The organism is Paenibacillus sp. LPE1-1-1.1 (assembly GCF_040676435.1).
GTDB lineage: Bacteria > Bacillota > Bacilli > Paenibacillales > Paenibacillaceae > Pristimantibacillus.
The window spans coordinates 387,593-412,548 of record NZ_JBEGHY010000012.1 but is presented as its reverse complement, the minus strand read 5'-3'; the positions used below and the strand labels follow the sequence as shown (position 1 = coordinate 412,548).

The window sequence follows — 24,956 nt, the reverse complement described above, 5'->3', positions numbered from 1 at the left end:
GTCACTCCCCTGCCAAAGCATTGTTTTGGAAGACCGCCTGAATCCGTTCGAATGCCCAATCGATCTCATCCGTCGTTATGGTGAGCGGAGGCGCCAGGCGGATGACGAACTCATGCGTCTCCTTACAAAGCAGTCCTGCCAGCATCAGCCTCTCGCAATAGGCCCTTGCAGGCACGGACAGCTCGATTGCAATAAACAGGCCCCGTCCCCTAACTTCAATGATGTCCGGATGCCGAAGCATAGCCAGCTTAATCATGAAATAGCTCCCGAGCGTGAACGAGCGGTCCGCAAGCTCTTCCTCCTCGATGACTTGAAGCGATGCGAGGGCAACGGCGCAGCTCAGCGGGTTGCCTCCGAAGGTAGAGCCGTGCGAGCCCGGGTCAAATACGTCCATGATGCCCGCATCCGCTGCGATTGCCGATACGGGCATCACTCCTCCGCCGAGGGCCTTGCCCATAATGTAGATGTCAGGGACGACACTCTCCCAGTCGCAAGCAAATTTGCGCCCTGTCCGCCCAAAGCCCGTTTGGATCTCATCTGCCACGAGCAGCAGCTGCTGCTCCTCGCACAGCTTCGCAGCCGCTGCAAGAAATCCATTCGGCGGAATCCGTATGCCTGCTTCCCCTTGGATCGGCTCAATCAGTATCGCAGCCGTATTCGGCTGGACAGCCGCTTTTAATGCTGCGATATCTCCGTAAGGAACGATCCGAAATCCCGGCGTAAAGGGACCGAACCCCTGCCGGTAAGCCTCGCTGGAGGAGAACGAGGTAACCGTCAGCGTCCGTCCGTGAAAATTCCCTTCAAAAACGATGATCTCCGCTTGATCCTCCGGTATGCGCTTGACACTGTACGCCCATCGCCTTACGGCCTTTATCGCCGTCTCGACCGCCTCTGCCCCCGTATTCATTGGGAGAATGCGTTCCTTGCCGGTATACGCGGCGAGCTTTTCGCAGAAAACGCCCAAAGCTTCATTATGAAAGGCGCGCGACGTAAGGGTAACCTTATCTGCCTGCTCCTTTAACGCTTGGATAATGCGGGGATGGCGATGCCCTTGATTCAAAGCGGAGTAAGCGCTAAGCATATCCATATAGCGCGCGCCATCCGGATCCTGCACCCATACGCCCTCTGCGCTGCTAATGACAATCGGCAGGGGATGATAATTATGGGCGCCGTATTGCTCTGCCAGCTCAATATCCTTCTGTGCCCTATTCATCACCTGCTCCTTTCTGCATGCCTTGCAAAAAATAGCCGTTTTTTAAATTTTATGCGGTTAAGGGGTGACAAATAACAAAAGGGAGCAAGGGAGTGCCCGAAAGAAACATTTTCTCTTGTGCAACAACAATTGCTTGCTTTAATATATAGCGGGGGGATTTTACAACATGAAAAATAAAAAAGTTTTTTTCACTCTGCTTATTAGTCAGATTTTGTTCGGGCTCTTTACGTTGGTTTGGATATTCGTGGCGTTAATGTCCGTGATGATGTTCGATAATCCCGGCACCGACAATGTGTTTTGGCCTGTTTTACTCTTTATTGTCAACTGGCTTTATCCCGTGGCGCTTATTTTGTCCATCATCGTCAGCTGGGTGCTATACCGCTGCAATAAAATGAAAACAGCGGTCATCATCGCAATGATTCCGCTGCTTTGGGTGATCGCTCTTGGCGGGTTTATCCTCTATGCCAACTTTAGCTAAGTAATGGAGGTTACCAAAAATAAACGGCGGCCGCAAGCTTAGCTATTCTTGTTCTCCAAAAAACGCTTCCAGCCCTGCTCCATATTATCTTGCACCCACCGTAAGTGATTTTGATCCTCATATTGCCTGAACGGGCACTCTATGCAAAGAATAAGATCCAAATACAAATCGTAGAGTGCCCTGCGGTTTTGCTGCTCCGCTGTAAGCTTCCCTATCCCGTAACCTTCCAGAAACGCCGTTGACCGATTAAAATGGCTAAAATAATGCTCCATCAGCGGATCGCCCCATAGCGCCCGCTCGAAATCAATAATGCCTGAAATGTTCCCGTCCTTTATAAAGACGTTGCCGTCCCATAAGTCCCAGTGGATCAGCCTTGGTTCCGTGACTTCATCCAGCGCCCCAAATCTAAGTGCTGCCTCGGTTCGGATCACGTCGTAGTCCGCCGGCAAGCGAACCCCCTCGCGTTCACCGTCGGCAAGCACGCCGAGCAGCAAGCTTTGGAACGCCTCTCTCCAGGAGGAGTTCCCCTCGGCAGACGCGTATAACCCAAACCGTTCCCCGCGGATCTCGTTTAATTGGCGGTTATATACGCCTAACTGATAATCGATTTGCTTTCGCTGGTCCTCCGTAAGCCCCTCCTTCACCTTATTGTAGGGCTCGCCCTCCAGCATCTCCATAATAAAATACTCGCAATCGACAAGCGATTCAGATGCATCATGGGCATAAACGGCAGGAACGGGCAAGTCACCGGCCGCCTTCACAAGCCGCAGAACGCCTACCTCCGTTTGCATAAGCCCCTGCTCGTAGCTCATCATCTTCGTATTCGACGCGGGAGCCGCTTTCACGATGACCGCTCCGCCGTCCTCCAGAATGACTTGATAAGCCGCGTTAGCCCAGCCGTCCGTCAACTCCTTCACGGAAGCTGCGGCTTTTCCTAAATTTTTCTTTGTAATCGCTGTCATTTCATGGTCCGAGAACTTCCTCTTCATCGCGCTTTCCATCGTAAATCAACTCCCATTGTGGATGTTATTGCTGCAAAGGCAAGCTATCGCCAATAGAGCTGGCAGCCATTTCTATTGGCGGTAGCTGTGTTCATCGTTATGTACGGGCTAATCATTGAACGAACGGTCTTTTATTCTTGGGGCTTATCAAAATGCTCTTTGCAGAACGCCAGCACCATTTTCTCTTCTTCCTCTTCAAGTTCAAAATCAATATACTTATTCGTGGAAGTAGTCAAAAATTCATATTTGGCGATCTTGGCCGTGTCCCCGTCTATGACATAAATGACGCGAAGCGTGACACCCTCTTCCTGATATAGCTCATCATCCTCTTCTACAGCCAGATCGAGTATGAATTCGTACCTCGTTCCGCTCAAAATGCCAAAAGGATCCTTCATTAATTCAGCGCTGTACTCGGTTATAGTAAACATTTGATCCGCTCCTTCTCTTTCGAGTATAACAAAACAAAACTAAACTAAACAAAACAAAAGCAGTCCGAAACTTGAAAAACAAGCTTCAGACTGCTGTTTTTTTGTTGACGAACGGTACCAGCCGCTCCGTTTCTTACAGGCTGCTTAGCGTTTCTGTAAGAACAGGTACGATTTGCGATTTACGGGATACAACGCCCTTCAATAACGCTTTGTTATCGGATAGAGTTACGTTGTAAGCTTTCTCAACAGCCGAAGCTTGCGCGCCGAGCGCAAGAGCAACGGAATCATTGTTAAGAATATCCGTTACTACCAGCAAGAAAAGGTCGAGGCCTTTCGTTGCGATAATATCGTTAAGAGCTGCTTCCAGCTCAGCTTGGCGGGAAATAACATCGTTTGTATCCACCGCGTTTACTTGCGCGATTTCTACTTTGTAGCTGCCCATCGAGAATTCTTTCGCATCAAGGGAGATCAGCTGGGCGATCGTTTTGTCGCTGAGGTCCGCGCCTGCTTTAAGCATGTCCAGTCCATAGCTTTCTGCGTTAACGCCTGCGATTTCAGCAAGCTCGCGAGCCGCTGCCACGTCTTGGTCCGTGCAAGTCGGCGATTTGAAGAGCAAGGAATCGGAAATGATTGCAGACAGCATAAGGCCGGCAATTTCTTTACGGATTTCTACGCCGTTCTCTTTGTACAATTTATTCAAAATCGTCGCTGTGCAGCCTACAGGCTCAGCGCGGAAGTAAAGCGGAGCGCTTGTCTCAAAATTAGCAATGCGGTGGTGGTCGATAACTTCAAGCACTTGTACTCTATCGATATCGTTCGCGCTTTGCTGGCGTTCGTTATGGTCAACCAAAATAACAGTATCCGTCTCGTCAGCCACGTTCTCGATCAAACGAGGTGCCGCGATGCCGAAATAATCAAGTGCGTATTGCGTTTCGCCGTTAACGTCTCCAAGGCGAATCGCCTCAACGTCAGCACCTAGCTTTGTTTTCAGCTCAGCGTAAGCAATAGCTGATGTAATTGTGTCGGTATCCGGGTTTTTGTGCCCGAAAATAAGCGTTTTAGTCATTTCGAGTACTCCTTAAAGGTTATTTGTCGGATGAGCCTAACAGTCGTTAGCATCCTTTTATTGATTATATACTAAAAACCATTATAACTTTAAGTGTTCCTTATTCCTATACCTTTACACCGGATTAAATTATAAAATTTGTGAATAATGATCCGCTAGACTATAAAACGCTTATTCAGCGATGTCAGCTCGTCAGACATTGAACGAATCAGCTCAGCCGAAGAGCTAACCTCATCCATAGAAACGATCTGCGCGCCGGAGTTAATCGCGATTCCTTCGAAATGCTGAGCAGCCTGCCGCGAAATCCGCTCCATCTCCTCAACCGATGCCGCCACTTCCTCTGATTCGGCGGATACCTCTTCCGAGGCCGCAGACACCTCCTGCAGCTGTACGTTCACTTGCTCCAGTCCCGTCACGATCGACTGGAATGCCGCTCCCGCATCCTTCACAAGATGAAGCCCTGACTCTACCTTCTGCGTGTTCGTCTCCATATCGGAAGACAACTGCGTCGTTTGCTCCAAAATCGCCGAGATCAGCTCGCCGATCTGAGTTGCCGAAGCTTGGGATTGGGTCGCCAGCTTGCGCACCTCCTCCGCTACGACAGCGAATCCTTTGCCGTTCTCTCCCGCATGCGAGGCTTCGATAGCCGCGTTTAAGGCAAGCAAGTTCGTTTGCTTCGCAATGCCTGCCATCACATTCGTAATTTCTCCGATCTCACCCGAACGGCTTTCCAAGCGCTTTGTTGCTGCCAGCATTTGCGCTGCCGTGTGGTGGATAGACTCCATTTCCGCCATCGCATGAACGATTAACTCATTGCCGCGTTCGGTTTGCTCCATCGTCTCCTGCGCGACATCCGACACAATCGCAGACGATTCCGTAATCCGCAGCATGCTGTGCGTCATCCCCTCGACGGCCTTGGTCATATCCGCCGCCCTTATAACCTGTGTATTAGCCCCGCCTGATGCTTCCCGAATGCTGGCTGCTATCAGACGGCTCGCCTCCGTCGTGCTTCGTGCATGGCTCGATACCCCTTCCGAGGTTTGGAGCAGCCGCTCCGAATTGTCCCGCATGCTCCTAATGACTGTCCAGGTATTCGTAACCAGCTGATCGAACGTATGGGCCAGGTGTCCGATTTCATCCTTTCGGCTTGTCTTTATGGCAACCGTCATGTCGCCCTCCCTAACCCTGGCAACCTGTGAGGTTAGCTGAAGCAGCGGCCGCGTCAAATAGCTGGCCAGCAAAAAGACGAGTACGATGCCTGCTGCAATAATCGCGCTTGTCACATAGAGGGCCGCCTTGCGGTTCTCGTCCATTAGCGCATAGACCTTGGTTGCGTCAAAATCAGCGCCCACCACGCCAAGCAGCTCGCCGGCCTCGTTCTTTAAGGGCACATACGCCGTAATCGTTGCCCCGTATTCGGCATCATTCGTTAATTCTCCAATTTGAGGTGTGCCTTCAGCGAAGGCTTGGACCATGCCCGGATAGTCATTTTCCTCGGGATCGCCAAACGCCGAGAAATCCTCTGGATCAACGTCCTCGGGAGCACCGTCAACGACATAATAATAAACGGGCTTGCCGTCCTTCTCCGTCTTAGCCAGCGTATATAAATATTTCAATCCGTTCATTTCTCGCAGTTCATTAAGCTGTCCTCGGAGCTTCGTATAATATTCTGTCTCCACAACAGCTGTGCTGAGCTCGGAATAAGCCTTCAAATTCACCAGCTTCGCCGCATTCTCGGCAACTAGCTGCGCCTGTGCACCCAGTGACGTTTCAACCAACCCCGTCGACGATCGGTAAATAGTCATACCGAGTATGACTCCTGCAAGCAAAATTAAACTGGAGAAAAATAATACCATTCTCGTTAACAAGCGATTCAACTAAAATTCCCCTTCCCGAATAAAAAACAGACTTTGACACTATTTTACAAGATTCGACTGCATCTGTTCTACTGCTAGTTTGTAAAAATAGTAAATTTTGCTCTGTCAAAACGATTAACGGGATAAGACCATTTATTTTATGGCTCATTCATTTCTATAAATTCTATATTGGCCAACCTTAGCCTTAGCGCACCGTACATTTTCGTCATCGCTTAGCATCTCACCCAAACTTCGCGTCTCCGTCTCAGCTTTGAACGTGGCATGCTGCTTCCCCTCAAGATATTGCAGTGCAGTTTATACAGCGCATTTTCTATAGCAAGTCCACATTTCGCACTGCATTGTAGTTTCTGCAATAGAAACCCCATAACAGAATCCTTTTATCGTTAATACGGCTATTTCTGCTGCATTTCTGCAGCGTAGAACCTCAAGCTGGTTGTCCTGTAAGGATTCTATTGTACTTTCTGCAATGTTAGCCATTTAGAAGTTTGTGGAATTTTCTAAGGATGATCAGGATTGATGACAACCAGAATACGTATATTGAACAGTACGCTTCCAAGCTCTGCTGGTGCAGGTGTTGGTTCCGAAGATTAAGCCTCGGCATACAAAAAAAGCTGTCTTGACTAGGCACAACGCCTTCCAAGACAGCTTCCCTTGCAAAATACTTCTAATAGATCTGCTCAAGCTCCCATTCGCCGGCAAGCAAGCGTGCATTCGGCAGCGGCAGCTTCAAAGCCTGAATGGCTTCTTCCAAATAATCCGCGTCGTACTTAATTTCTTCGTTGCGAACAAACAGTCCGCCTTCCAGCCGGGCATTCTCTTGCTTCAGCAGCTTAAGCGTGCTGATATCCTTCTCGTACAAGGCGGAGTCCCATCTCACCTTCTTCATGACGCGAGTGACCAGCGCAACAGGCATGCCTTTCATTTGCGCGATGATCTTAGCCGCTTGCGCAGGCTCCTTGCGCAGAAGCTCGTGCACGCGAAGATGGGCTTTTAGGTAGGCAACGACAACCTCCCGGTTCTCGCTGGCCCAGCTCTCTTCCGCCACAATACCGGTCAGATAGTCATCTCCAAGCTCCTCTTGAAACAACACCTGCCCCGTACCGTGATACTGTACCAGACTGAGGTAAGGCTCCACCAACATGCTGCACTCCACTTGACTGCGGACAATGCCCGCCATCGTCGTATCCATGTCCTGATGCATAATTTGACTCGGAGTGCCGCCGACTGCGCTGAGGAGCTTCGATAAGCGATAGCCGGAGCTGGACTGGGCAACGGTGCGCATCTTGAGCTTGGATATATCGGATACCTCCCGAATGTGGATCCCTTTGCTCACGACTAGCGAAATGCCGTGCCCGCGGAATGACTTGCCGTCGAAGGCGAGAAGCACGGATTGGAATGCGGGCAGCAGCTGCGCAAACGAGCTGCTGAGCGCGATCGGGTAATCCCCCAGCGAAGCGATTTGAACATGCCCGCCGATCATTCCCTTAACGAGCTCTGGCCCATTGGCGGCATCAACCCACCTCACGTCTCCGATTCGATCGGGCAAAATTCGCTCCAGCTCCTCTTCGAACCAACCGAGCTTCTTCATAATCGCAGCGGTCCATACATGCGCGTAGCCGCTTTGGTAACCTATCGTTATCGTCCGGGACGGATGGAAATTCATATGAGCCGCTGCCTCTGACACGGATAGCGCCGGCTGCGGAATCCCCGAGGAATGCTGCTTGATCCATCGTTCTAATTCCGCTTTATCGATTAATATTTCTTTTCCCAATTTGGTGAAGGGCAGACATTTCTGCTTGCGCCATCTATCGAACGTAGAGCGGCTGACGCCGAGCATGTCGATTGCCTCGTGTATAGAGAGTAGATTTAATCGCTTCTCGATCATTGAAATCTCTCCTTCTCTGCCATTCCAAAGCCTTCATCGTCATTCATTGCCATTCATGGTCATTCATCGTCATTTCATTGACAACTTGCTTGGATGGATCATATAGTCAATTATAGGAATTAATTCACAGTAAGTCTATAGGATTTTGAGGTTTATTATTAAAGGGAGGTTTATCCAATGAAAGTATCATTAAAAAAGACCATTCATCTCGCGCTCATCCTGCTCTTAGCTTCCGCTGTTCTGCTTTCCGCATGCGGCAAAGAAGAAGCTGCTCCGGCCAGCGCAGCCGGCGAAGGGCAGCCCGAGGTATCCGAGCTCCGTTATCAGGGCTGGACCGGCTCGGTTTCCTTTCCTGAGCTGGCCGAGGATCTAGGTTATTTGGCGCCCCTAAAGCTGAAATATATCGGCAACACCATAAGCGGTCCCCAGGATATTCAGTCGGTCGTAACGGGAGACACCGACTTCGGCGGCGCATTTAACGGGGCTATCGTTAAGTTGATCGCCGCCAAAGCCGAGATTACCTCTGTTCTCGCTTATTACGGCTCAGACGAGAGCACCTGGACCGGCTATTACGCGCTGGACGACAGCCCTATCAAGACAGCTAGGGATTTAATCGGCAAAAAAGTAGGCATGAACACGCTGGGCGGGCATCATGAGGCCGTCATTAAAGAATACCTGTACCGCGCCGGGCTTACGCTGGATGAAATCAAACAAGTGACGCTCGTCGTCGTACCTCCTGTCTCAACTGAACAGGCGCTGCGCGATAAGCAGATTGACATCGCTTCGCTTGGCGGAATACTTCGTGATAAAGCATTGGAGCGCGGCGGCATTCATCCCTTATTCAAAGATACCGATCTATTTGGCGTTTTCAGCGCAGGCAGCTACGTGCTTTCCAATAAATTCATAAAGAAGAATCCGAATGCCACGCGATTATTTGTCGAAGCGACAGCCAAAGCCATTGAATGGGCGCGCGTTACGCCGACCGAAGAGGTCGTAGCCCGCTATGAATCCATCATTAATAAGCGCGGCAGGAAAGAAGACGCTTCGTCCGTCAAATATTGGCGCAGCACAGGCGTCGCCGGCAAAGGCGGCCTGATATCCGATAAGGAATTCGATACTTGGATTAATTGGTTCGAGGCGGAAGGCTCGCTTAAGAAGGGGCAAGTTAAAGCAGCGGATCTGTATACGAATGAATTCAGTCCTTACCTGAATGAAAGCAAATAATCCATTCCAAGGGAGTGATTGCGCATGACAGCCAAAATTAGCATTCAGCATGTTCAAAAATCTTTTCGCATCAAAAGGAATCTAGGCCATCTCGCCGAAAACACGCAGCCGATCTCCGCTCTGCAGGACATCAATCTGGATGTGAAGCAGGGGGAATTCATGGTTATCGTAGGGCCAAGCGGCTGCGGCAAATCCACCCTGCTAGATCTGCTTGCCGGCTTAACGAAGCCTAACAGCGGCCAGATCCTGCTCGATAACAAAGCCATTACCGGACCCAATTTAGACAGGGGAATCGTGTTCCAGCAGTATGCTTTGTTCCCTTGGAAAACGACGCTCGAGAATGTCGAGTTCGGCTTGGAAGCCAAAGGCGTTGCCCGTAAGGAGCGCCGTGAAATCGCTCAGCAGCATATCGCTTTGGTCGGCCTTGCCGGCTTTGAAAACCGTTATCCGCATGAGCTTTCCGGCGGCATGAAGCAGCGGGTCGCCATTGCCAGAAGCCTTGCCTATGATCCTGAGGTACTGCTTATGGATGAACCGTTCGCTGCGCTGGATGCCCAAACGCGGGAAACGCTTCAGAGTGAGCTGCTCCGCATCTGGGAAGCCACGAAAAAAACAATTATTTTCATCACGCATGGCATAGAAGAAGCTGTTTATTTGGGACAGCGGGTGGCTGTAATGACCTCGCGGCCCGGGCGAATCAAAAAAATAATTACGATCCCCTTCGAGGCCCGCACAAGCGAAGAGGATTTACGCGCCAAGCCTGAATTCGTAAAGCTTCGCCATGAAATTTGGGATCTGCTCAAGGATGAGGTAAGCAGGGCTCAGGAACAGGAAAAGACAAAAACCTTAAACAGCTTCTCTAACGGTAAATCTACTTTGAAAGAGGTGGCCGGCGATGGCTAACGGAAGCATAGGGGAAACAGTTATTTTACGCGAGAACAAAACTACGGAAGCCGTGGATTGGACTTTGGCCAAACTGCGGAAAGCGTTCAAATTCTCGATCGTTATCGTATCGCTGCTTGTATTTTGGGAAATTGCCCCTCGAATCGGGCTTGTTAACGTCACGTTCTTTCCTCCGCTTACAGAAGTGCTTCAAGCGTGGTGGCAGCTGTTCATTTCCGGGGATCTCGCGGAGCATTTGACAGCCAGCCTGCTCAGATCTGGAGGCGGCTTCCTGCTTGCAATCGCCATCAGCATACCGCTTGGCCTGGCGATCGGCTGGTGGAAGCCGGTTGCGGAATATTTGAACCCTTTGCTGGAGCTTATGCGGAATACAGCCGTCCTGGCGCTGCTCCCTGTCTTCATCCTGCTGCTGGGCCTTGGTGAAACCTCTAAAATCGCCATCGTCCTGTATGCGTGCTCCTTCCCGCTTCTGCTCAACACCGTCAGCGGCGTCAAAAACGTTGATCCGCTCTTGATCAAGTCGGCGCGGTCGATGGGCTTGACCTCGATCCGTTTATTTTACAAGGTCATCATCCCCGCTGCGCTGCCAACGATCTTTGTCGGTATTCGCCAAGCAGGTGCCAGCTCCATCTTGGTACTGGTCGCTGCTGAGATGGTCGGTGCGCAATCCGGACTTGGCTACTTCATTCAATACGCGCAATTTAATTTTCAAATTCCGAGCATGTATGCAGGCATTATAACGATTTCCTTCATAGGCGTGGTTGTGAATTATTTGTTGGTAGCATTGGAGAAACGTTTGACGAGATGGAAACAAACCTATAGCGAATAGAAGGGTGCGATCAATATGAGTCAATCTAAGAGGCAGCTGCATTTGAATTTATTTATTATGAACGCGGGGCATCACGAGGCAGCTTGGAGGCATCAAGGAACGGAGCCGCAGCATATCACGGATATCGAGTATTTTGCACGGCTGGCCAAAACGGCTGAGGCCGCGAAATTCGATTCGCTTTTTCTGGCCGACGGGCTCGCTATCAACAACAATATCAAGCATGGCGCTTTTGTCGGGCTTGAGCCATTTACGCTATTGTCCGCGCTAGCCTCGGTGACCAAGCGCATCGGACTTATCGGTACCGTGTCGACCACCTACAATGAACCGTTTCATGTTGCGCGCAAATTCGCTTCGCTCGATCATATCAGCAAAGGCAGGGCAGGCTGGAATATCGTCACCTCTGGAAGCGCGGTCGAGGCGAACAATTTCAACAAGGACTCCCATTTGGAACACGGCAAGCGTTACGAGCGAGCGAATGAATTCCTGCAAGTAACGACCGGCTTATGGGACAGCTGGGAGGATGACGCCCTCGTTATTGATCGTGAATCGGGAACCTTTGCCGACCATCATAAAGTTCGCAGCATTAACCATGTAGGCGACTCCTTCAAGGTTCGCGGACCGCTTAACATTCCGAGATCGCCGCAGGGCTATCCCGTGCTCGTGCAAGCCGGCTCCTCCGAGGACGGCAAGGAGTTCGCCGCGCAATATGCGGAAGCGATCTTCACCGCGCAGCAAACGCTGGAGGACGCGCAGCTTTTCTATTCCGACGTCAAAGCACGCTTGGCCAAATACGGACGCTCGCCGGAGCAGCTGCTGATCCTGCCCGGCATATGCCCGATCATCGGCCGCACCGAGTCGGAAGCAAAGGAAAAAGAACAGGAACTAAACGAGCTGACGGTCATTGATTACGGATTGACCCAGCTGTCCAATATGCTGAACGTCGATTTATTCACCTATCCGCTCGACGGCAAGCTCCCTGAGCTGCCGCGTCTTGAAGAAATAAACGGAAACAAAAGCCGTTTTCAGTTAGTCGTTGATTTGGCGACGCGCGAGGATTTGACGATTCGTCAACTGCTTCACCGCCTTGCAGGCGGACGCGGGCACCGTACCTTCGCGGGAACGGCTGTGCAAATCGCTGACCAGCTCGAGGAATGGTTCGTAAACGGCGGCAGCGACGGTTTTAACGTTATGCCTCCTTATCTGCCGGCGGGTCTTGAGGAGTTTGCGGAGCAGGTCATTCCTGAGCTGCAGCGACGCGGTTTGTTCCGGACGGAATACGACGGCCATACGCTTCGCGAGCATTTCGGGCTGAAGCGGCCGGTTAATCCATACTCGGCTGCTTCGACCTCCGGCGCGGCTGGAGCAGCGGTGGCTGCAAACTCATAAAGCAGCTTGCCGCCAGCTAGCCTTGAAGCCAACGCGGGTATGAGCTGGCTGAGCAGAAACGCCGCCGTTACGCCCGACGCTGACATCTAACGCTAGATGCTACTCGACAAATGTGTGCCGCGAACGCGGCACACATTTGTCGAGTGAAAATACGCAGCAGCCTCCGTATTATCAACTACAGTGTAGTTTACGCAACAGAAATCGTTCTGCAGCACCGCAATCCAGCCTACGATGCAGTTAGTACAACAGAATCTTCGAATCCGCGCAGTTTTCCGGGTCGAAGGCTATTTCTGTTGTACTTTATGCAGCGTAGCTTCTCCAGTAAAGTCCCATGTAAGGTTTCTGTTGTACTTTCTGCAGTGTTGTTTGTATGGCAGTGACAGTTCGCGATCTTACTCCAACACTATCCCTCTTACCGTTATGAGTAGCTCATGCCCGGTGCTGGGATGCTGCGATAATTAAGCTAAAGCCTCAGCATTCTCAGCTACAGTGTAGTTTGCGCAACAGAAATCGTTGTGCAGTACCGCTATCCAGCCTACGATGCAGTTAGTACAACAGAATCTTCGAATCCGCACAGTTTTCCGAGTTGAAGGCTATTTCTGATGTACTTTCTGCAACGTAGCTTCTCCAGTAAAGTCCCATGTAAGGTTTCTGTTGTACTTTCTGCAGTGCTGTTTGTATGGCAGTGACAATTCGCGATCTTACTCCAACACTATCCCTCTTACCGTTATGTGTAGCTCATGCCCGGAGCTGGGATGCTGCGATAATTAAGCTAAAGCCTCAGCATTCTCAGCTACAGTGTAGTTTGTGCAACAGAAATCGTTGTGCAGCGTAGCTTCTCCAGTAAAGTCCCATGTAAGGTTTCTGTTGTACTTTCTGCAGTGTAGTTTGTATGGCAGTGACAGTTCGCGATCTTACTCCAACACTATCCCTCTTACCGTTATGTGTAGCTAATGCTCGGAGCTGGGACGCTGCGATAATTAAGCTAAAGCCTCAGCATTCTCAGCTACAGTGTAGTTTGTGCAACAGAAATCGTTCTGCAGCACCGCTATCCAGCCTACGATGCAGTTAGTACAACAGAATATTCGAATCCGCGCAGTTTTCCGGGTTGAAGGCTATTTCTGCTGTACTTTATGCAGCGTAGCTTCTCCAGTAAAGTCCCATGTAAGGTTTCTGTTGTACTTTCTGCAGTGTAGTTTGTGTGGCAGTGACAGTTCGCGATCTTACTCCAACACTATCCCTCTTACCGTTATGTGTAACTCATGCCCGGAGCTGGGACGCTACGATTATTAAGCAGCAGCCTCCACATTATTAGCTACAGTGTAGTTTGTGCATCAGAAATCGTTCTGCAGCACCGCTATCCAGCCTACGATGCAGTTAGTACAACAGAATCTTCGAATCCGCGCAGTTTTCCGGGTTGAAGGCTATTTCTGCTGTACTTTCTGCAACGCAGCTTCTCCAGTAAAGTCCCCTGTAAGGTTTCTGTTGTACTTTCTACAATGTAGCTAACGCCCTGAGCTGAAAAGTTAAATACTCAGCGTCCGCAGCATGATGGGAGCACGAATGAAACAACCAAAGCCGCTGACAAAACGAAGAAGGTGACTCATAAGACAAATATGGCTACATAAGGCCTTATTGGGACCTTCTTTTTATGAGATTGCACTTCAAATCCCCATCTTCGCTTGAAATGCAGCAACTAGATAAAAGACCTGTAGTCCCAGAAAGACAGCTGCATAAGAAGGATTCAATAGAAATAGGTAACGGAATCTAGATTTAACAACAAACTTCCGCTTATATTGCTTGATGGCCATACCAGCCCCTAAAGAGGATAATAGAAAACAGACAACCAAGGCGATGATCAAACATACAATGAGCAGCTTCAAGCTTGGTGTTATTCTATCTGTGACAATATGGTTAGATTCAATAGCAAAAGTAAGAATAGTAAGAGCCAAAACACCCCAACTTACTGCTCCAAACCAAGCTATCAAACGGTTTTTTCGCATCAGAAATCCCCTTCGCAACTTACTATTTAATTGGCTTCCACACACTTAAACAGCCTACGCTCATAGCATACAAAAAACCTCCGGAATCTTCCAACAGAAGATTCGGAGGTTTTTTGTATACTACCTGCAGCTTTTTATATTTCCTATCCTATGACTCTCTCTTACGCCCTAAAACCCTTCAAAAACTGAACAGCCTTGCTAATATCCGCCTCCGGATTCGTGCCGACCTCGCGTTCGATCGTCAAATAGCCGGTGTAGCTGATTTCTTGCAGCGCCTTCAGGTACGCAGGCCAGTCAACGCCGCCTTCGCCGAGCGGAACCTCGCGGAATGCCGAGCCCGATTCGGCCATTACGGCGATTTGCTCATGATCCAGCGTAACCTCGTACCCATAGTCTCCGTAAACGTCGCGCGGATCGATAGGCCCAAGCTTCAAGCCGTCCTTGGCATGCGTATGAACGATATAATCCTTCAGCATATAAACGCCCTGTACGGGATCATCGCCTGTCACCATGACCATATTGGCCGGATCGAAGTTCACGGCAACGCCCTTGGTGCCGAGTCCGTCAAGGAATGATTTTAAATGCGCCGAGGTCTCCGGGCCTGTCTCGATGGCAAAATAACCATTCATGTCTTTCGCGAACCGCGCCAGCTCCTCGCAGGCCATATGCATCGTCTCGTATACACGGCCGTTTTTGTCGCTAGGTACAATCCCGATATGCGTCGTAATAATATTTGTTCCAAGCTCCATGCCGAGCTCCATGATCCGCTTTGACTTATCGATCTTTTCGCGGTTTTGGGCAGGGTCCTGAAAACCGTGGCCGCCCAAGTCGCCGACCAAAGCAGAAATATCGAGGCCAAGCCCGTCGATATAGGCTTTCCATTCCTTTCTCGCTGCCGCCGAGAGGTTAGCGGGATCAAGCTCACCATGCACCGCGTACATTTGCACGCCATCCGCGCCGACCTGCTGTGCTTTCAGCAAGCCTTCCTTCACGCCAACCTGAAAGCTATCCACGATTACGCCAATTTTATTCGTTATGATAGGCAAAGTCATACCCGCATCGCTCCTCCGATTATAGTTCGTTCCATACCCGCTTTACGAATTCAAAGCCCAGTCTTGTTCCAAGACGGCAATCCTCCAAGCCTTCAAACTCAATGGAAATAAAATCATCGTAGCCGCTGTCCTTCACGAGGCCAAGCACCTGAGGGATCGCGATATCGCCGTGCCCGACAATTGCGCCGCGCAGCCAGTTGCCGCTTTTTGACTTAAACCAGCCTTCGCCTGGGTTATCCGTAGCCGGTCGGTAGTAAAAGTCTTTGATATGCACCATGGAAGCCAAGCCGATATTATTTAAAACCGCAGCATAGGGATTTTCGTCTACGCAAAGGAAGTTACCGATATCAAGCGTCGTTTTAAAATTCGGACGGTCAACTACCTCAATAAGAGCCTGTACGCGGTCGCTGTCTTGAATATAATAGCCATGATTTTCAACGCTTGTCGTAATGCCGTGCGGTGCCGCGTAGTCCGCTATGACTTGGCATGCTTTTGCCAACATCGGAAGCTCCATGAGGAAGTTGGAAATCGATAGGTTCTGCGACGATGCCACGTCATGGCGCATCTTCTTCACGCCAAGCGCAGCTGCGATATCGACTTCACGCTTCAAACGTTCAATTTCCTGCTCAAATTGCTCATCATCCAGGCCGGAAAAGTTTGCGCCTACCGCATAGTTAGACAGCTCGATGCCGCTTTTCTGCGCCTGCTTCTTAATTTCTTCGATCAGCTCCGGGTTTTCCGTTAGGTTAAAGCCTAAAGGCACAATTTCAGCATGTTCCGCACCAATCGAAGCGATAAACACGATAACATCCTGAATTGTCATTTCTCCGCGCTGGAGAGCGCCGTATAAGCTATATGTGCTAATTCCTAATTTCATAGACGCACTTCCGCTCCTTTCGCTGCCGACTCGTAAATGCCGACCAATATTTTCATGATTTCAACACCGTCCTCAACGGGGCTGATCGGCTGCTTGCCGCTTGAAACACAGTCAATGAAATGGTTGATTTCATTTTGGAAAGCTCCGCTAAAATTAAAACCTTTGTTGTCCGTCTGCGGATAGATGTTCAAAATCGTGTCATTCTGCTCCGTTACGATAACCGTTTCCGGATCGATCTCGAAGCCGCCTTTTTCCCCGTAAAGCTTCACGGCCGTTTCATCCGATTTCGCATGCAGCGTGAAGCTGACATCAACAAGAAGCGAAGCGCCGTTCTCAAAACGTATCAAGGCGTTTGCCATATCTTCTACCGTATTTTTAGACGCATCGTAATCCGCTGCTTGATAGAAGCTTAAATTTTTCACATTTGAACGGTTGCCCAGCTTATGGTATGTATTGGCGCTAACGGATACCGGCTTTGGACGACCCATCATGTACCAGCAAAGATCGATGACATGTACGCCGATATCGATGAGCGGCCCGCCGCCCGAGCGTTCGATGTCGGAGAACCAGCCGCCCGGATTGCCCAGTCGTCTTAGCGTCGAGGCTTTCGCAAAATAAATCTCGCCGAATTCACCGCGGTCAGCCATTGCTCGCAGCAGCTGCGCATTCGTGTCATAACGGCGAACGAAGCCGACCTGCAGCAGCTTGCCTGATTTTTCTACCGCTTCCTGCACTTTAAGCGCATCCTCGACGGTTTTGCACAGCGGCTTCTCAACGAGCACATGCTTTCCCGCGTGAAGTGCTGCAATGCTGATCTCGGCATGCGTATTGTTCCAAGTACAGATGCTGACTGCATCGATGACGGGATCTGCAAGCAGCTCGCGGTAATCCGTATATACCTTCTCTGCGCCGTATTTCTCAGCCGCGGCTTGGGCCCGCTCCGCATTCAAATCGCATACCGCGTATAAGGATGCATTTGGATTTTTCTTATAGGCATCTAGATGCAATGATGAGATAGAGCCTGTTCCAATAACCGCGATTTGTATCGGTTTCATTGCTAATCTCTCCTTCAGTATCGTATGGTAGGTTTTGCGTGTCTATACTTTCGTATTATAATGGTTTCAATATGTAACTCCATGCAAAGCTGTGCGGTTTGTTTGTACAATTGTGCTATTAACAGAGAGGAGGCCAACCAGATGGAGAAATTCGAGTCGCTCCGTGAGCCTATGGATATGCCCGATCCGCATTTTCCGATCAAAGTGCACCGCAGCACCTTTGATGAGCAGGGTGTGGTCATTTTTCCGCATCATTTCCATGAGCATCTTGAGTTTCTGTATATCGTTACCGGGAAAGCCTCTATAGAGTGCGGTTCTACAACGATTACAGCATCCGCGGGAGACTTAATCGTCGTGAACAGCAATGAACTTCATTACGGCACGAGCCTCTCCCCGGATTTGTATTACTATGCGCTCATCGCTGACATTTCACTGCTTCACAGCCAATCCGTGGACGCCGCCGAAACCAAATTCATTACGCCCATCACGCAGAACCGGCTGCTGCTCCAAAATTATATAGGCAATGACAGCAAGGTATCCTCCTGCATGCTCGCCATCGTTAATGAGCTCGAGCGGCGAGAGTTTGGCTTTGAGCTGGCCATCAAGTCGGAGCTGTACCGGCTGCTGACCCTATTGCTGCGCGGCCATGTTGCTACCGTTCTCACGCAAGACGAATATGCCGAGCGGATAAAAAATATCGAGCGCTTTGCGCCAGTTTTCCAGCATATTGAGCAGCATTACAAAGAGGAGCTGTCCGTCGACCGATTGGCCGGCATGGCTAATTTAAGCCGTTACCATTTCAGCCGTTTGTTCAAAGAGCTGAGCGGCCATACCGTCACGGAATACATCACGACGACCCGCCTTGGAAAAGCGGATTATCTGCTGCGCCACAGTCCATTGACCGTATCGGAGGTTGCCGCTGCGACGGGCTTTAACGATATCTATTACTTCAGCCGCACCTTCAAAAAACACAAAAAAGTTTCCCCGTCATCGCTCCGGGGAAACTAATTTTTTATCCTATCACTTTAAAAGTTAACGAAAGGACTATTTCCGACCAAAATCCGCCCGGATTTCGCCCCACTCTTCCGTGTTCCATTTCACAACCTTATTCGGATATGTATTCATCTGAATCCATTTGACCGCTTCATCCGTCAGCTCCCAAATCTTCGCGGTAGATGCGTCGCGCTTCAAGGTGGATGCCACCTTCTTGTTGCGAAGCCAGCTAAGCGCCGTTCTTGAATCCGTATATACCGTCTGCTTGCTGTCTTTCTCCTTCAAATACCTTAGCGCATGCACGATGGCAATAAATTCGCCTAAATTATTAGTCCCGTTCTGAATCGGCCCGACATAAAATAAAATATCACCCGTCTGCGTATCCACGCCTTTGTACTCTACGGGGCCCGGGTTTCCTCTCGTGCCTACGTCCACGGAAATGCTGTCGTAATCTATGGATGCCGCCTCTGCTTCGAGCATAACCGTCTGCTTGAAGCTGCTCCCAGTTTGCGCGCGCGGTTGCGATGATGAAGCCTCCTTCCCGCTTCCCCAGTGCTTCTGCCAGCCGTCCTTAAAAGCCGATTCCGCCAGCTGCTTGGTTTCAAAGGATTTGAACTTTGAATCCTTCACTCCGCTGACCTGCGCTTGGCATTCCGCCCAAGTCGTGAATACGCCCGTTTTTTTGCCTACCCATACCACATAATATTTCACTTTAGCCATTTCGAAAAAAACCACCTTTATCTATAAACCGGATTAGCGCTGCCGCTTATTGCTTAAAATCCTCAAACGCCAAAAAATAAACAGGGTAATTAGGCAGCTGCTTAAAACCAAGCTTCCCCGCTATCGCAATGGAATCCTTGCGGAAGCTCTCCGTTGTCCAGTGAGGCGTTCCGCCTTTCTGAATGCATTGATGAATAAATGCAGCTGCCATCGCGGTAGCCAGTCCCTTGCCCCGATGCAATGTCTCGTAAGTATTGATGCCAATCTCATATTCGCTGCCGCTTACGAATACCGACAGGCAGGTGCCGATCACTTCATTTTCCTTAAAAATACAGAAGCCTATTCCTTTGGCGAGAAACGTCTCCGTCGTGTCCCAAAACTTTAATATTTCCTGTTCAATCTTATTTTTGGCATCCCGCTCCATAGCCTTTCTGTCGATCGACAGCAGCTCATATTCACCTGGCAGAACAGGCCATGCCTCCAGCGCCAAAAATGCTTCCATTTGAAAAGAAAAGGGAACCCGCTCTCCCCGGGACAGCCGATTGCGAAATATTCGCTCGACCAGCGCATCCGAGGGTTCCTCGGTTATCAGCTCTAGATTAAAATAATCCTCGCCGATTCCAATCGCTTCCGGCTTTATGCGTTCAATAATGAAGCGCTCCAATTGCGAAAAGAAAGCCTCGCTTGGGCCCCCAATAAGATAGAACATTTCATTTTGGGCCCAGATAAAAGCTGCTGCTGGTGCTTTCGGATCATCAACGTAAACCTTTCCGAGATTGTTCCCTCCAAAACGCCGTAAATCACAACCGCATGCTCACAGTCTTCAAGCAGATGCCGGATTAAGCGACAGCCCTCCGCTGGTTGCAGCTCATAAATCATGAGAATTCCTCACATTCTATTTAAACATTAAACCTTAAACTCAAAGCGCTTTGCTTATCTTCCACGTACCGATGGTTAGGACAGGCTTCAAACCGCGAACAAGCACGGTCTGCGATACGAGACCTTTCAGCCTAAACCATCAGCTCCGCTTCCCCGCGCTTTCCTTCATGCTTTTTCCAAAGCTTCTTTGAACCTATAATACCAAATAGCCGAGCCCTAAGAAACAAAGAGGTATCCTATCTCCAAAGGCAGCAAAAAAAAGACAACCGTCACAAAACGGCTGCCTGATCCTTTCACTGCGCTAATTCGTACAAATCATACCAGCACCTTACTAAAGACGCCGTCGAAATAGGCCTGTAAATCTACTTTAATGGGCATAAAATAGATGTTGCTATTCGTTTCCTTCGTATAAGCCAGCGCCTGCCGCGAGAAGGCAATGTTCCATTCCAAAGTAGGCTTAAAATCCTTCGGAAAAACGACATGGTTTCTCGTTTCCCAGTACCGCTTAGAGGTTTCCGATACGACGGGAGAAACTCCCCAGAAAATATCGGCGCCCTCCAGCATTTCCGAATACAGCTCCATGAGCCGCAGGTCAAAGAAAGGCTGCGTGAAGAAACCATCGACTCCCGCATGAAGCTTCTGCTGCACATATTCGTATTCCTCTCGAATGCTGCTTCGATAAGGGTCTATCGCCGAATAGATCTTAATATGAGGATGCTCACGCTTCAGCTTGGTAATTAAATCAAGGCAGGTCGTTGGATACATCTGCTTGCTGCTATTTTTCGGTTCATCGCCGGTAACGACAAGTACCTCTGAAATACGATGCTCGTCCAAGTAGTCAATTAATGAAAAAGGCTTCCCCGCGTCAAAATCCATGGAACGAATATGAGGAATGCAGTCATTATAATAAGATTTAGACAGGCTTGAGGCTTCCCAGCTTCTAAGATCAAACCTCGTCAAATCCGGAATGTTGATCGTATTAATGGATGGAAACTCTGTTTTCACTAATTGAAGCTCGGCTTTCAAGCCTTCTGAATCTCTCGGTACCAGCTCTAACGAAATTCTCACCACATGGTCTCCTTGCTTCATCTGAGATAAACAAATCCAAACAGCCCTCTATTTTCGAGTTGCATAATAATACATAATACCGAATTTAAATTCAAACTACCAATAAGGATAATAGAACCCATCTATCATTATTTCTTATAAACGCATTAGCCGTCAAACCGGACCGTCAAATTTGGTGTTCCCGTTTCTTTACCGCTTTCTTCGCCCCGCCATACAGCTGTACAAGCAGCTCCATCCTCTCAGCAGAAGTGCAAAAAGCGACCTTGCCTTGCATTCCTTTCAAGAAAAAATCAATCTTATGCTCTTGCACGCAATAAGGGCACAACTCAAATTTAAACGATTTATCCAGCGAGATATAGAGCCGTTCTTGCTCAAAGGTGATCTGAAACGATACCTTAGGCTCATCCTCCACCGCATAGCTGCCAAGGAGCTCCTGCTGGCGGCTTGCGGCGAGTAAGACAGGAGCATACGCAGGCGGCGGCTGGAGCTCGTCGCCAAATGCGATTTGGGCCAGCTCCTTACTTATATGCCCAACCTGCGTCGTAACCAGGTTGGACAACACAATGACGGTTAAATCCTCATCCTTGTAATGCTTCATTTCGGAAATAAAGCCGTTAATGCCGCCGCTATGACCGATTACTTTTCGGCTGCTGCCGCGAATCTCTTCTTCATATACGAATAAGCCATAACCGTATTTACCGTTGAAAGGCGTCGTCATGCGCTCATATGCCTGTTCGTTGATTTGTCGCTGCGAATGCAGGGAAAGTCCCCATATGTATAGATCCTCTATCGTCGAATACATGCCGCCCGCGCCGGACGGAATCGACATATCCGTAAATTCCGCGTGAACCAGGCTGCCCCATACTTCATAACCCGCAGCGCGGTTTTTTAATATTTTCGCAGCGTCATCGTATCCTGAATTAATCATGCCGAGCGGCTTCAATAAAACATGATGGATATAATCCGCATAGGTCCGGCCTGTGATTTGCTCAATCAAATAACTAAGAAGCACATAGCCAGAATTACTATAGTCGAACTGCGTGCCCGGTTCAAACAGCAATGGCAGTCCGATGAATCTGTCAACCGTGTCCGATGTTGAGGAAGGCATTCTCATCCTGGCAGCGTAGTCGTCCAAGCCGGTAAAATTCGGTATTCCCGCGGTATGCGTAAGCAGATGGTGAATCGTTATTTTATCGCCGTTTGGGTAGCTCGTAATATACTTAGAGATCGGATCGTTAACATTAAGCTGCTTTAGCTCATGCATCAGCATGATTGCCATCGCCGTAAATTGCTTGGTCATAGAGCCAATCCGGAATTTCGTTTGCGGAGTATTCGGAATCCCATGCTCGAAGTTTGCCATGCCATAGCCCTTGCTGAGCAGGGTCCTTCCCTCTAAAGCAACCAGTACGCAGCCGTTAAGATAACCGGATTGCGCAAGAGAACTGCAATGCTCATTTAACCGCCGGCTCAATAGCTCATTGGACATTAAGCTTGCTGCATGCATCTGATCATCTCCATCCCAAATGGTTTCCATTTCGTACTTGTCCATCAAAACTTTTACCATCCCATTCTACCAAACACATGTTCGTATTGTAAACAATTTCCTGGCGTTGAACAAAAAAAAGGCCCAGCTTTCGCTGTTCCTTTACAGTCCTTGCCATTCCTATTTATTCGGATGCTCCTGCTTTTAGGATCTCGAGCCACTCTTCTTTCCGCAACCCTTCGCCCCCGTATGACAGCAGCGGCGAGATCTCAATTTCGGCATTGCGCAGCTGTTCCGTTGAGATACCCGCAGCCTGCAGCCAGCTCGCATGAAGCTCCATTATGAGCTTTCGCGCGCTTTCCGGACTATCGACTCCCGTTTTATTTTTCACCGGCGCAAATTCCTCCTGCCGGCTTGTCTTAAGCACGGTTAACCGGTTTGCCAATGGAAAAAAATCAAATATAAAACGCTCAAGCTTGTAGGCATTAGGTTCAGCAGGCTTGATGAGCCCGCCTTCCGCATCCCAGACGTTCATTTTTTTGGCGGCGACATGATAAGGCATCTCGGCATCGGCATGCGCTTCAATAAAGTCCAGCTTAAATAAATGGATCGAAATATGTCCCAGGCCGTAAAACAATCGTCCGTCGATCGTTCTTTCCGTTTTTACCTTATCCGGAATCTCGGTATATTCCAATACAGCGGGACGGCCGTTCTTCAAACAAATAACACCGATTTTCTCCTCCGCGTCCGTTTTCTCAATGACCTTCGTGGCAATCGGATTACCATGTGAAGCGGCCACGCCGATAAATGCGGGATCGGCGACTTTAATCAGCGCATTGTCTACATTGTAATAAAACAGCCATTCCAGCCCTCTTTGCTTCATGTCGTCGATTGCGCCAGACCGCTTCAGGGCTGCGAAGCACTCGCCGTTGCCGCTTGGAGCGAGCCGGATTGTTCCTTCTCCCGAAAGCAGCAGCTTTCCATTGAAATCAAGCGCAGGCATCGTATTTTGCGGAAAGAAGAAGCAGTCTCCCGCCGAATAACCAAAATAGTCCGCCGACCGAAAAAAGGCCACCGTTGCCTCATGGTTGTCAGGGCTAGTCATGATATACCAGGGAATCGTTTTACCGGCTTTCCTGGATAAATAAAGCAGCCGTTCCGCTTGAAGCTGAAATAACGATTTTCGGGATGGCAGTCCGATATCCAGCGTTCCTTTTGGGCCTTCATGGCCTAATCGGCTTCCTTGTCCCCCGGCAACGACAACTGCCCCAATACGGCCGCGACGCAAAAGCTCCCAGCCTCGTTCGGTAAAAGCTGCCTGTTCCTGCTCCCCGTAATCCGCCCAATCTTCAAAAGGAATCGGGCTGATCCGTTCATTTAAGGATACCGGCTGCCGATTTTGTTCAGCAATGGATTTGAATAAGGACTCGAAATCGATTTGCTCGATTTGAGCAGCCAATTTTTCTTTTGCGGCCTGAGGCAATTGCCTCAAAACCGTCAGCACATGCTCCTGCTTATAAGCAAGCAGCGTCTCTTCCACTTGTTTTAGATTAGGCTCCAACACCCTTCCTCCTTTCTACATTACCGTTCGGAAGCTCTCAATAAATTGCTGCGCCCGCTTAGGCAGGTAGTGGTCCTTTAGCCAAAGGATACCGACATCGGACTGAAAGTCCGCATCCTCGATAGCGAGCATTTTGACAACGGTGCTGGGGAAGGATGACATGACCGATTTTGGGAAAACCGTCGCTCCAATCCCTCCTGCAATTAGCGACATGATAATCGCAACGCTCGAGCATTCGCATATAATATTGGGCTCGAAGCCATGGCGTTTGCATTCATTGACGACCTGCTCATGCATGCGAGTCGTTTTGTCCGTCTTGAGAGTAAGGAATGGAAACTGCGCAAGCTCCTTCATGCACAAAGCTTCCTTTCCGGAATATTTCGTCCATGAGCTTGGAATGACGGCTACGAACGGATCGGAAGGCAGCGGCAGCACCGAATATTGCTGCGGATGCTTCTGAGCCTCAAACGGCAGCCTTGCGACGATAAGATCAATCGCCCGCTTCTCCAGCTGCTCGCCTAAGTAAAAGTGGTCGCCCTCCGATATTTTGAACGTGACCTGGGGATACTTCTCCCTAAATAGCTCAATTCGCTTCGGAAGCAGGGAAATGCAGGAAACGACCGACCCGATGGATAAAACGCCGCGAACTCCCTCCTCCATTCCCTTTACTTCCCGGAGGGATTCGTCGAACTGCGTAAGCAAGGCTTCCGCCTTCTGCTTGAGGAGCTCTCCCGCATCGGTAAGCTTAAGTCCTTTCCCGTTTCGCTCAAACAGCCTGATTCCTAGCTCCTCCTCGATCAGCTTAAGCTGGCGGCTTAAGGGAGGCTGCTCCATATTAAGCAGCTTGGCAGCGCGCGTAACCTGTCCTTCTTGTGCTATAGTTAAGAAGTATTTCAGCTGACGCATGTCCAAATCGTTCACTCCGTTCATCTATACCCAAAAGGTATGGACATTCAATAAAATAGATATTTTAAA

At 49.6% G+C, this 24,956-nt stretch carries 21 protein-coding genes and 1 pseudogene; 6 read left to right on the top strand and 16 right to left on the bottom strand.

What is annotated here, in order from left to right; all coding sequences use genetic code 11:
• Position 1: 1 nt before the first annotated feature.
• Positions 2–1,213, bottom strand: a complete 1,212-nt coding sequence (locus tag MRBLPE1_RS12505) for an ornithine--oxo-acid transaminase (protein WP_364145708.1) — start codon at positions 1,211–1,213, stop codon at positions 2–4.
• Between the two features lie 166 nt (positions 1,214–1,379).
• Here MRBLPE1_RS12505 and MRBLPE1_RS12500 point away from each other — a divergent pair, with 166 nt between their 5' ends.
• Positions 1,380–1,691 carry a hypothetical protein gene (locus tag MRBLPE1_RS12500; RefSeq protein WP_364145706.1) on the top strand — a complete coding sequence of 104 codons (312 nt, stop codon included), beginning with the start codon at positions 1,380–1,382 and terminating at the stop codon, positions 1,689–1,691.
• Between the two features lie 38 nt (positions 1,692–1,729).
• On the opposite strand, the gene MRBLPE1_RS12495 is transcribed toward MRBLPE1_RS12500, so the two are convergent.
• From MRBLPE1_RS12495 to MRBLPE1_RS12475, 5 genes are all read right to left on the bottom strand, one after another.
• Positions 1,730–2,692: a phosphotransferase family protein gene (locus MRBLPE1_RS12495; protein ID WP_364145704.1), complete on the bottom strand. Its 963-nt coding sequence runs from the start codon at positions 2,690–2,692 to the stop codon at positions 1,730–1,732.
• A gap of 131 nt (positions 2,693–2,823) precedes the next feature.
• On the bottom strand, positions 2,824–3,120 hold the full coding sequence (locus MRBLPE1_RS12490; RefSeq protein WP_364145702.1) for a DUF6509 family protein: 297 nt from the start codon (positions 3,118–3,120) through the stop codon (positions 2,824–2,826).
• Between the two features lie 133 nt (positions 3,121–3,253).
• Positions 3,254–4,186, bottom strand: coding sequence for a manganese-dependent inorganic pyrophosphatase (locus tag MRBLPE1_RS12485; protein WP_364145701.1), 933 nt, complete (start codon positions 4,184–4,186; stop codon positions 3,254–3,256).
• Between the two features lie 155 nt (positions 4,187–4,341).
• Positions 4,342–5,991 carry a methyl-accepting chemotaxis protein gene (locus MRBLPE1_RS12480; protein ID WP_364145699.1) on the bottom strand — a complete coding sequence of 550 codons (1,650 nt, stop codon included), beginning with the start codon at positions 5,989–5,991 and terminating at the stop codon, positions 4,342–4,344.
• A gap of 736 nt (positions 5,992–6,727) precedes the next feature.
• On the bottom strand, positions 6,728–7,948 hold the full coding sequence (locus MRBLPE1_RS12475) for a helix-turn-helix domain-containing protein (RefSeq protein WP_364145697.1): 1,221 nt from the start codon (positions 7,946–7,948) through the stop codon (positions 6,728–6,730).
• A gap of 177 nt (positions 7,949–8,125) precedes the next feature.
• Here MRBLPE1_RS12475 and MRBLPE1_RS12470 point away from each other — a divergent pair, with 177 nt between their 5' ends.
• The 4 genes from MRBLPE1_RS12470 to MRBLPE1_RS12455 are packed head-to-tail and all read left to right on the top strand — an operon-like array spanning position 8,126 to position 12,290.
• A complete protein-coding gene (locus MRBLPE1_RS12470; RefSeq protein ID WP_364145695.1) occupies positions 8,126–9,172 on the top strand; it encodes an ABC transporter substrate-binding protein in 1,047 nt (348 codons plus the stop codon).
• A gap of 24 nt (positions 9,173–9,196) precedes the next feature.
• Positions 9,197–10,075, top strand: a complete 879-nt coding sequence (locus tag MRBLPE1_RS12465; RefSeq protein ID WP_364145693.1) for an ABC transporter ATP-binding protein — start codon at positions 9,197–9,199, stop codon at positions 10,073–10,075.
• A complete protein-coding gene (locus tag MRBLPE1_RS12460) occupies positions 10,068–10,904 on the top strand; it encodes an ABC transporter permease (RefSeq protein WP_364145691.1) in 837 nt (278 codons plus the stop codon). The genes MRBLPE1_RS12465 and MRBLPE1_RS12460 overlap by 8 nt, the downstream gene beginning before the upstream one ends.
• A gap of 15 nt (positions 10,905–10,919) precedes the next feature.
• Positions 10,920–12,290 (top strand): LLM class flavin-dependent oxidoreductase, encoded by a 1,371-nt coding sequence (locus MRBLPE1_RS12455; protein ID WP_364145689.1) that lies wholly within the window; start codon positions 10,920–10,922, stop codon positions 12,288–12,290.
• Between the two features lie 1,664 nt (positions 12,291–13,954).
• Here MRBLPE1_RS12455 and MRBLPE1_RS12450 read toward each other — a convergent pair.
• The 4 genes from MRBLPE1_RS12450 to MRBLPE1_RS12435 all read right to left on the bottom strand — a co-directional run bounded on the left by MRBLPE1_RS12450 (position 13,955) and on the right by MRBLPE1_RS12435 (position 17,277).
• Positions 13,955–14,293, bottom strand: coding sequence for a hypothetical protein (locus tag MRBLPE1_RS12450; protein ID WP_364145687.1), 339 nt, complete (start codon positions 14,291–14,293; stop codon positions 13,955–13,957).
• 161 nt (positions 14,294–14,454) lie between these two features.
• Positions 14,455–15,345 (bottom strand): sugar phosphate isomerase/epimerase family protein, encoded by an 891-nt coding sequence (locus MRBLPE1_RS12445; protein WP_364145685.1) that lies wholly within the window; start codon positions 15,343–15,345, stop codon positions 14,455–14,457.
• A 19-nt stretch (positions 15,346–15,364) separates the two neighbouring features.
• Positions 15,365–16,222, bottom strand: a complete 858-nt coding sequence (locus MRBLPE1_RS12440; RefSeq protein ID WP_364145683.1) for a sugar phosphate isomerase/epimerase family protein — start codon at positions 16,220–16,222, stop codon at positions 15,365–15,367.
• The gene (locus MRBLPE1_RS12435; protein ID WP_364145681.1) at positions 16,219–17,277 is read right to left on the bottom strand and encodes a Gfo/Idh/MocA family protein; all 1,059 of its coding nucleotides are present in this window, start codon (positions 17,275–17,277) and stop codon (positions 16,219–16,221) included. The genes MRBLPE1_RS12440 and MRBLPE1_RS12435 overlap by 4 nt, the downstream gene beginning before the upstream one ends.
• Before the next feature lie 141 nt (positions 17,278–17,418).
• On the opposite strand from MRBLPE1_RS12435, the gene MRBLPE1_RS12430 reads away from it, so the two are divergent.
• Positions 17,419–18,285: an AraC family transcriptional regulator gene (locus MRBLPE1_RS12430; protein WP_364145679.1), complete on the top strand. Its 867-nt coding sequence runs from the start codon at positions 17,419–17,421 to the stop codon at positions 18,283–18,285.
• Between the two features lie 36 nt (positions 18,286–18,321).
• Here the strand turns inward: MRBLPE1_RS12430 and rnhA are convergent, their stop codons facing one another.
• The 6 genes and pseudogenes from rnhA to MRBLPE1_RS12400 all read right to left on the bottom strand — a co-directional run bounded on the left by rnhA (position 18,322) and on the right by MRBLPE1_RS12400 (position 24,893).
• Complete coding sequence (rnhA, locus tag MRBLPE1_RS12425; protein ID WP_364145678.1) at positions 18,322–18,990, bottom strand: ribonuclease H; 669 nt, start codon at positions 18,988–18,990, stop codon at positions 18,322–18,324.
• 46 nt (positions 18,991–19,036) lie between these two features.
• A pseudogene (locus tag MRBLPE1_RS12420) lies at positions 19,037–19,756 on the bottom strand (GNAT family N-acetyltransferase); the annotation flags it as partial.
• Positions 19,757–20,184: 428 nt separating this feature from the next.
• The gene (locus MRBLPE1_RS12415; RefSeq protein ID WP_364145676.1) at positions 20,185–20,937 is read right to left on the bottom strand and encodes a methylenetetrahydrofolate reductase; all 753 of its coding nucleotides are present in this window, start codon (positions 20,935–20,937) and stop codon (positions 20,185–20,187) included.
• Positions 20,938–21,103: 166 nt separating this feature from the next.
• Positions 21,104–22,486: a serine hydrolase domain-containing protein gene (locus tag MRBLPE1_RS12410; RefSeq protein ID WP_364147249.1), complete on the bottom strand. Its 1,383-nt coding sequence runs from the start codon at positions 22,484–22,486 to the stop codon at positions 21,104–21,106.
• A gap of 118 nt (positions 22,487–22,604) precedes the next feature.
• Entirely contained in the window at positions 22,605–23,981 is a 1,377-nt protein-coding gene (locus MRBLPE1_RS12405) for a UDPGP type 1 family protein (protein WP_364145674.1), read from the bottom strand.
• A 15-nt stretch (positions 23,982–23,996) separates the two neighbouring features.
• Positions 23,997–24,893, bottom strand: coding sequence for a LysR family transcriptional regulator (locus MRBLPE1_RS12400; protein WP_364145673.1), 897 nt, complete (start codon positions 24,891–24,893; stop codon positions 23,997–23,999).
• Positions 24,894–24,956 lie beyond the last annotated feature (63 nt).

What these genes read in the sequence shown, in the direction of transcription:
- MRBLPE1_RS12505 (WP_364145708.1), bottom strand. Translation starts at nt 1,213, where the DNA reads ATGAATAGGGCACAGAAGGATATTGAGCTGGCAGAGCAATACGGCGCC.
- MRBLPE1_RS12500 (WP_364145706.1), top strand. Translation starts at nt 1,380, where the DNA reads ATGAAAAATAAAAAAGTTTTTTTCACTCTGCTTATTAGTCAGATTTTG.
- MRBLPE1_RS12495 (WP_364145704.1), bottom strand. Translation starts at nt 2,692, where the DNA reads ATGGAAAGCGCGATGAAGAGGAAGTTCTCGGACCATGAAATGACAGCG.
- MRBLPE1_RS12490 (WP_364145702.1), bottom strand. Translation starts at nt 3,120, where the DNA reads ATGTTTACTATAACCGAGTACAGCGCTGAATTAATGAAGGATCCTTTT.
- MRBLPE1_RS12485 (WP_364145701.1), bottom strand. Translation starts at nt 4,186, where the DNA reads ATGACTAAAACGCTTATTTTCGGGCACAAAAACCCGGATACCGACACA.
- MRBLPE1_RS12480 (WP_364145699.1), bottom strand. Translation starts at nt 5,991, where the DNA reads ATGACTATTTACCGATCGTCGACGGGGTTGGTTGAAACGTCACTGGGT.
- MRBLPE1_RS12475 (WP_364145697.1), bottom strand. Translation starts at nt 7,948, where the DNA reads ATGATCGAGAAGCGATTAAATCTACTCTCTATACACGAGGCAATCGAC.
- MRBLPE1_RS12470 (WP_364145695.1), top strand. Translation starts at nt 8,126, where the DNA reads ATGAAAGTATCATTAAAAAAGACCATTCATCTCGCGCTCATCCTGCTC.
- MRBLPE1_RS12465 (WP_364145693.1), top strand. Translation starts at nt 9,197, where the DNA reads ATGACAGCCAAAATTAGCATTCAGCATGTTCAAAAATCTTTTCGCATC.
- MRBLPE1_RS12460 (WP_364145691.1), top strand. Translation starts at nt 10,068, where the DNA reads ATGGCTAACGGAAGCATAGGGGAAACAGTTATTTTACGCGAGAACAAA.
- MRBLPE1_RS12455 (WP_364145689.1), top strand. Translation starts at nt 10,920, where the DNA reads ATGAGTCAATCTAAGAGGCAGCTGCATTTGAATTTATTTATTATGAAC.
- MRBLPE1_RS12450 (WP_364145687.1), bottom strand. Translation starts at nt 14,293, where the DNA reads ATGCGAAAAAACCGTTTGATAGCTTGGTTTGGAGCAGTAAGTTGGGGT.
- MRBLPE1_RS12445 (WP_364145685.1), bottom strand. Translation starts at nt 15,345, where the DNA reads ATGACTTTGCCTATCATAACGAATAAAATTGGCGTAATCGTGGATAGC.
- MRBLPE1_RS12440 (WP_364145683.1), bottom strand. Translation starts at nt 16,222, where the DNA reads ATGAAATTAGGAATTAGCACATATAGCTTATACGGCGCTCTCCAGCGC.
- MRBLPE1_RS12435 (WP_364145681.1), bottom strand. Translation starts at nt 17,277, where the DNA reads ATGAAACCGATACAAATCGCGGTTATTGGAACAGGCTCTATCTCATCA.
- MRBLPE1_RS12430 (WP_364145679.1), top strand. Translation starts at nt 17,419, where the DNA reads ATGGAGAAATTCGAGTCGCTCCGTGAGCCTATGGATATGCCCGATCCG.
- rnhA (WP_364145678.1), bottom strand. Translation starts at nt 18,990, where the DNA reads ATGGCTAAAGTGAAATATTATGTGGTATGGGTAGGCAAAAAAACGGGC.
- MRBLPE1_RS12410 (WP_364147249.1), bottom strand. Translation starts at nt 22,486, where the DNA reads ATGGACAAGTACGAAATGGAAACCATTTGGGATGGAGATGATCAGATG.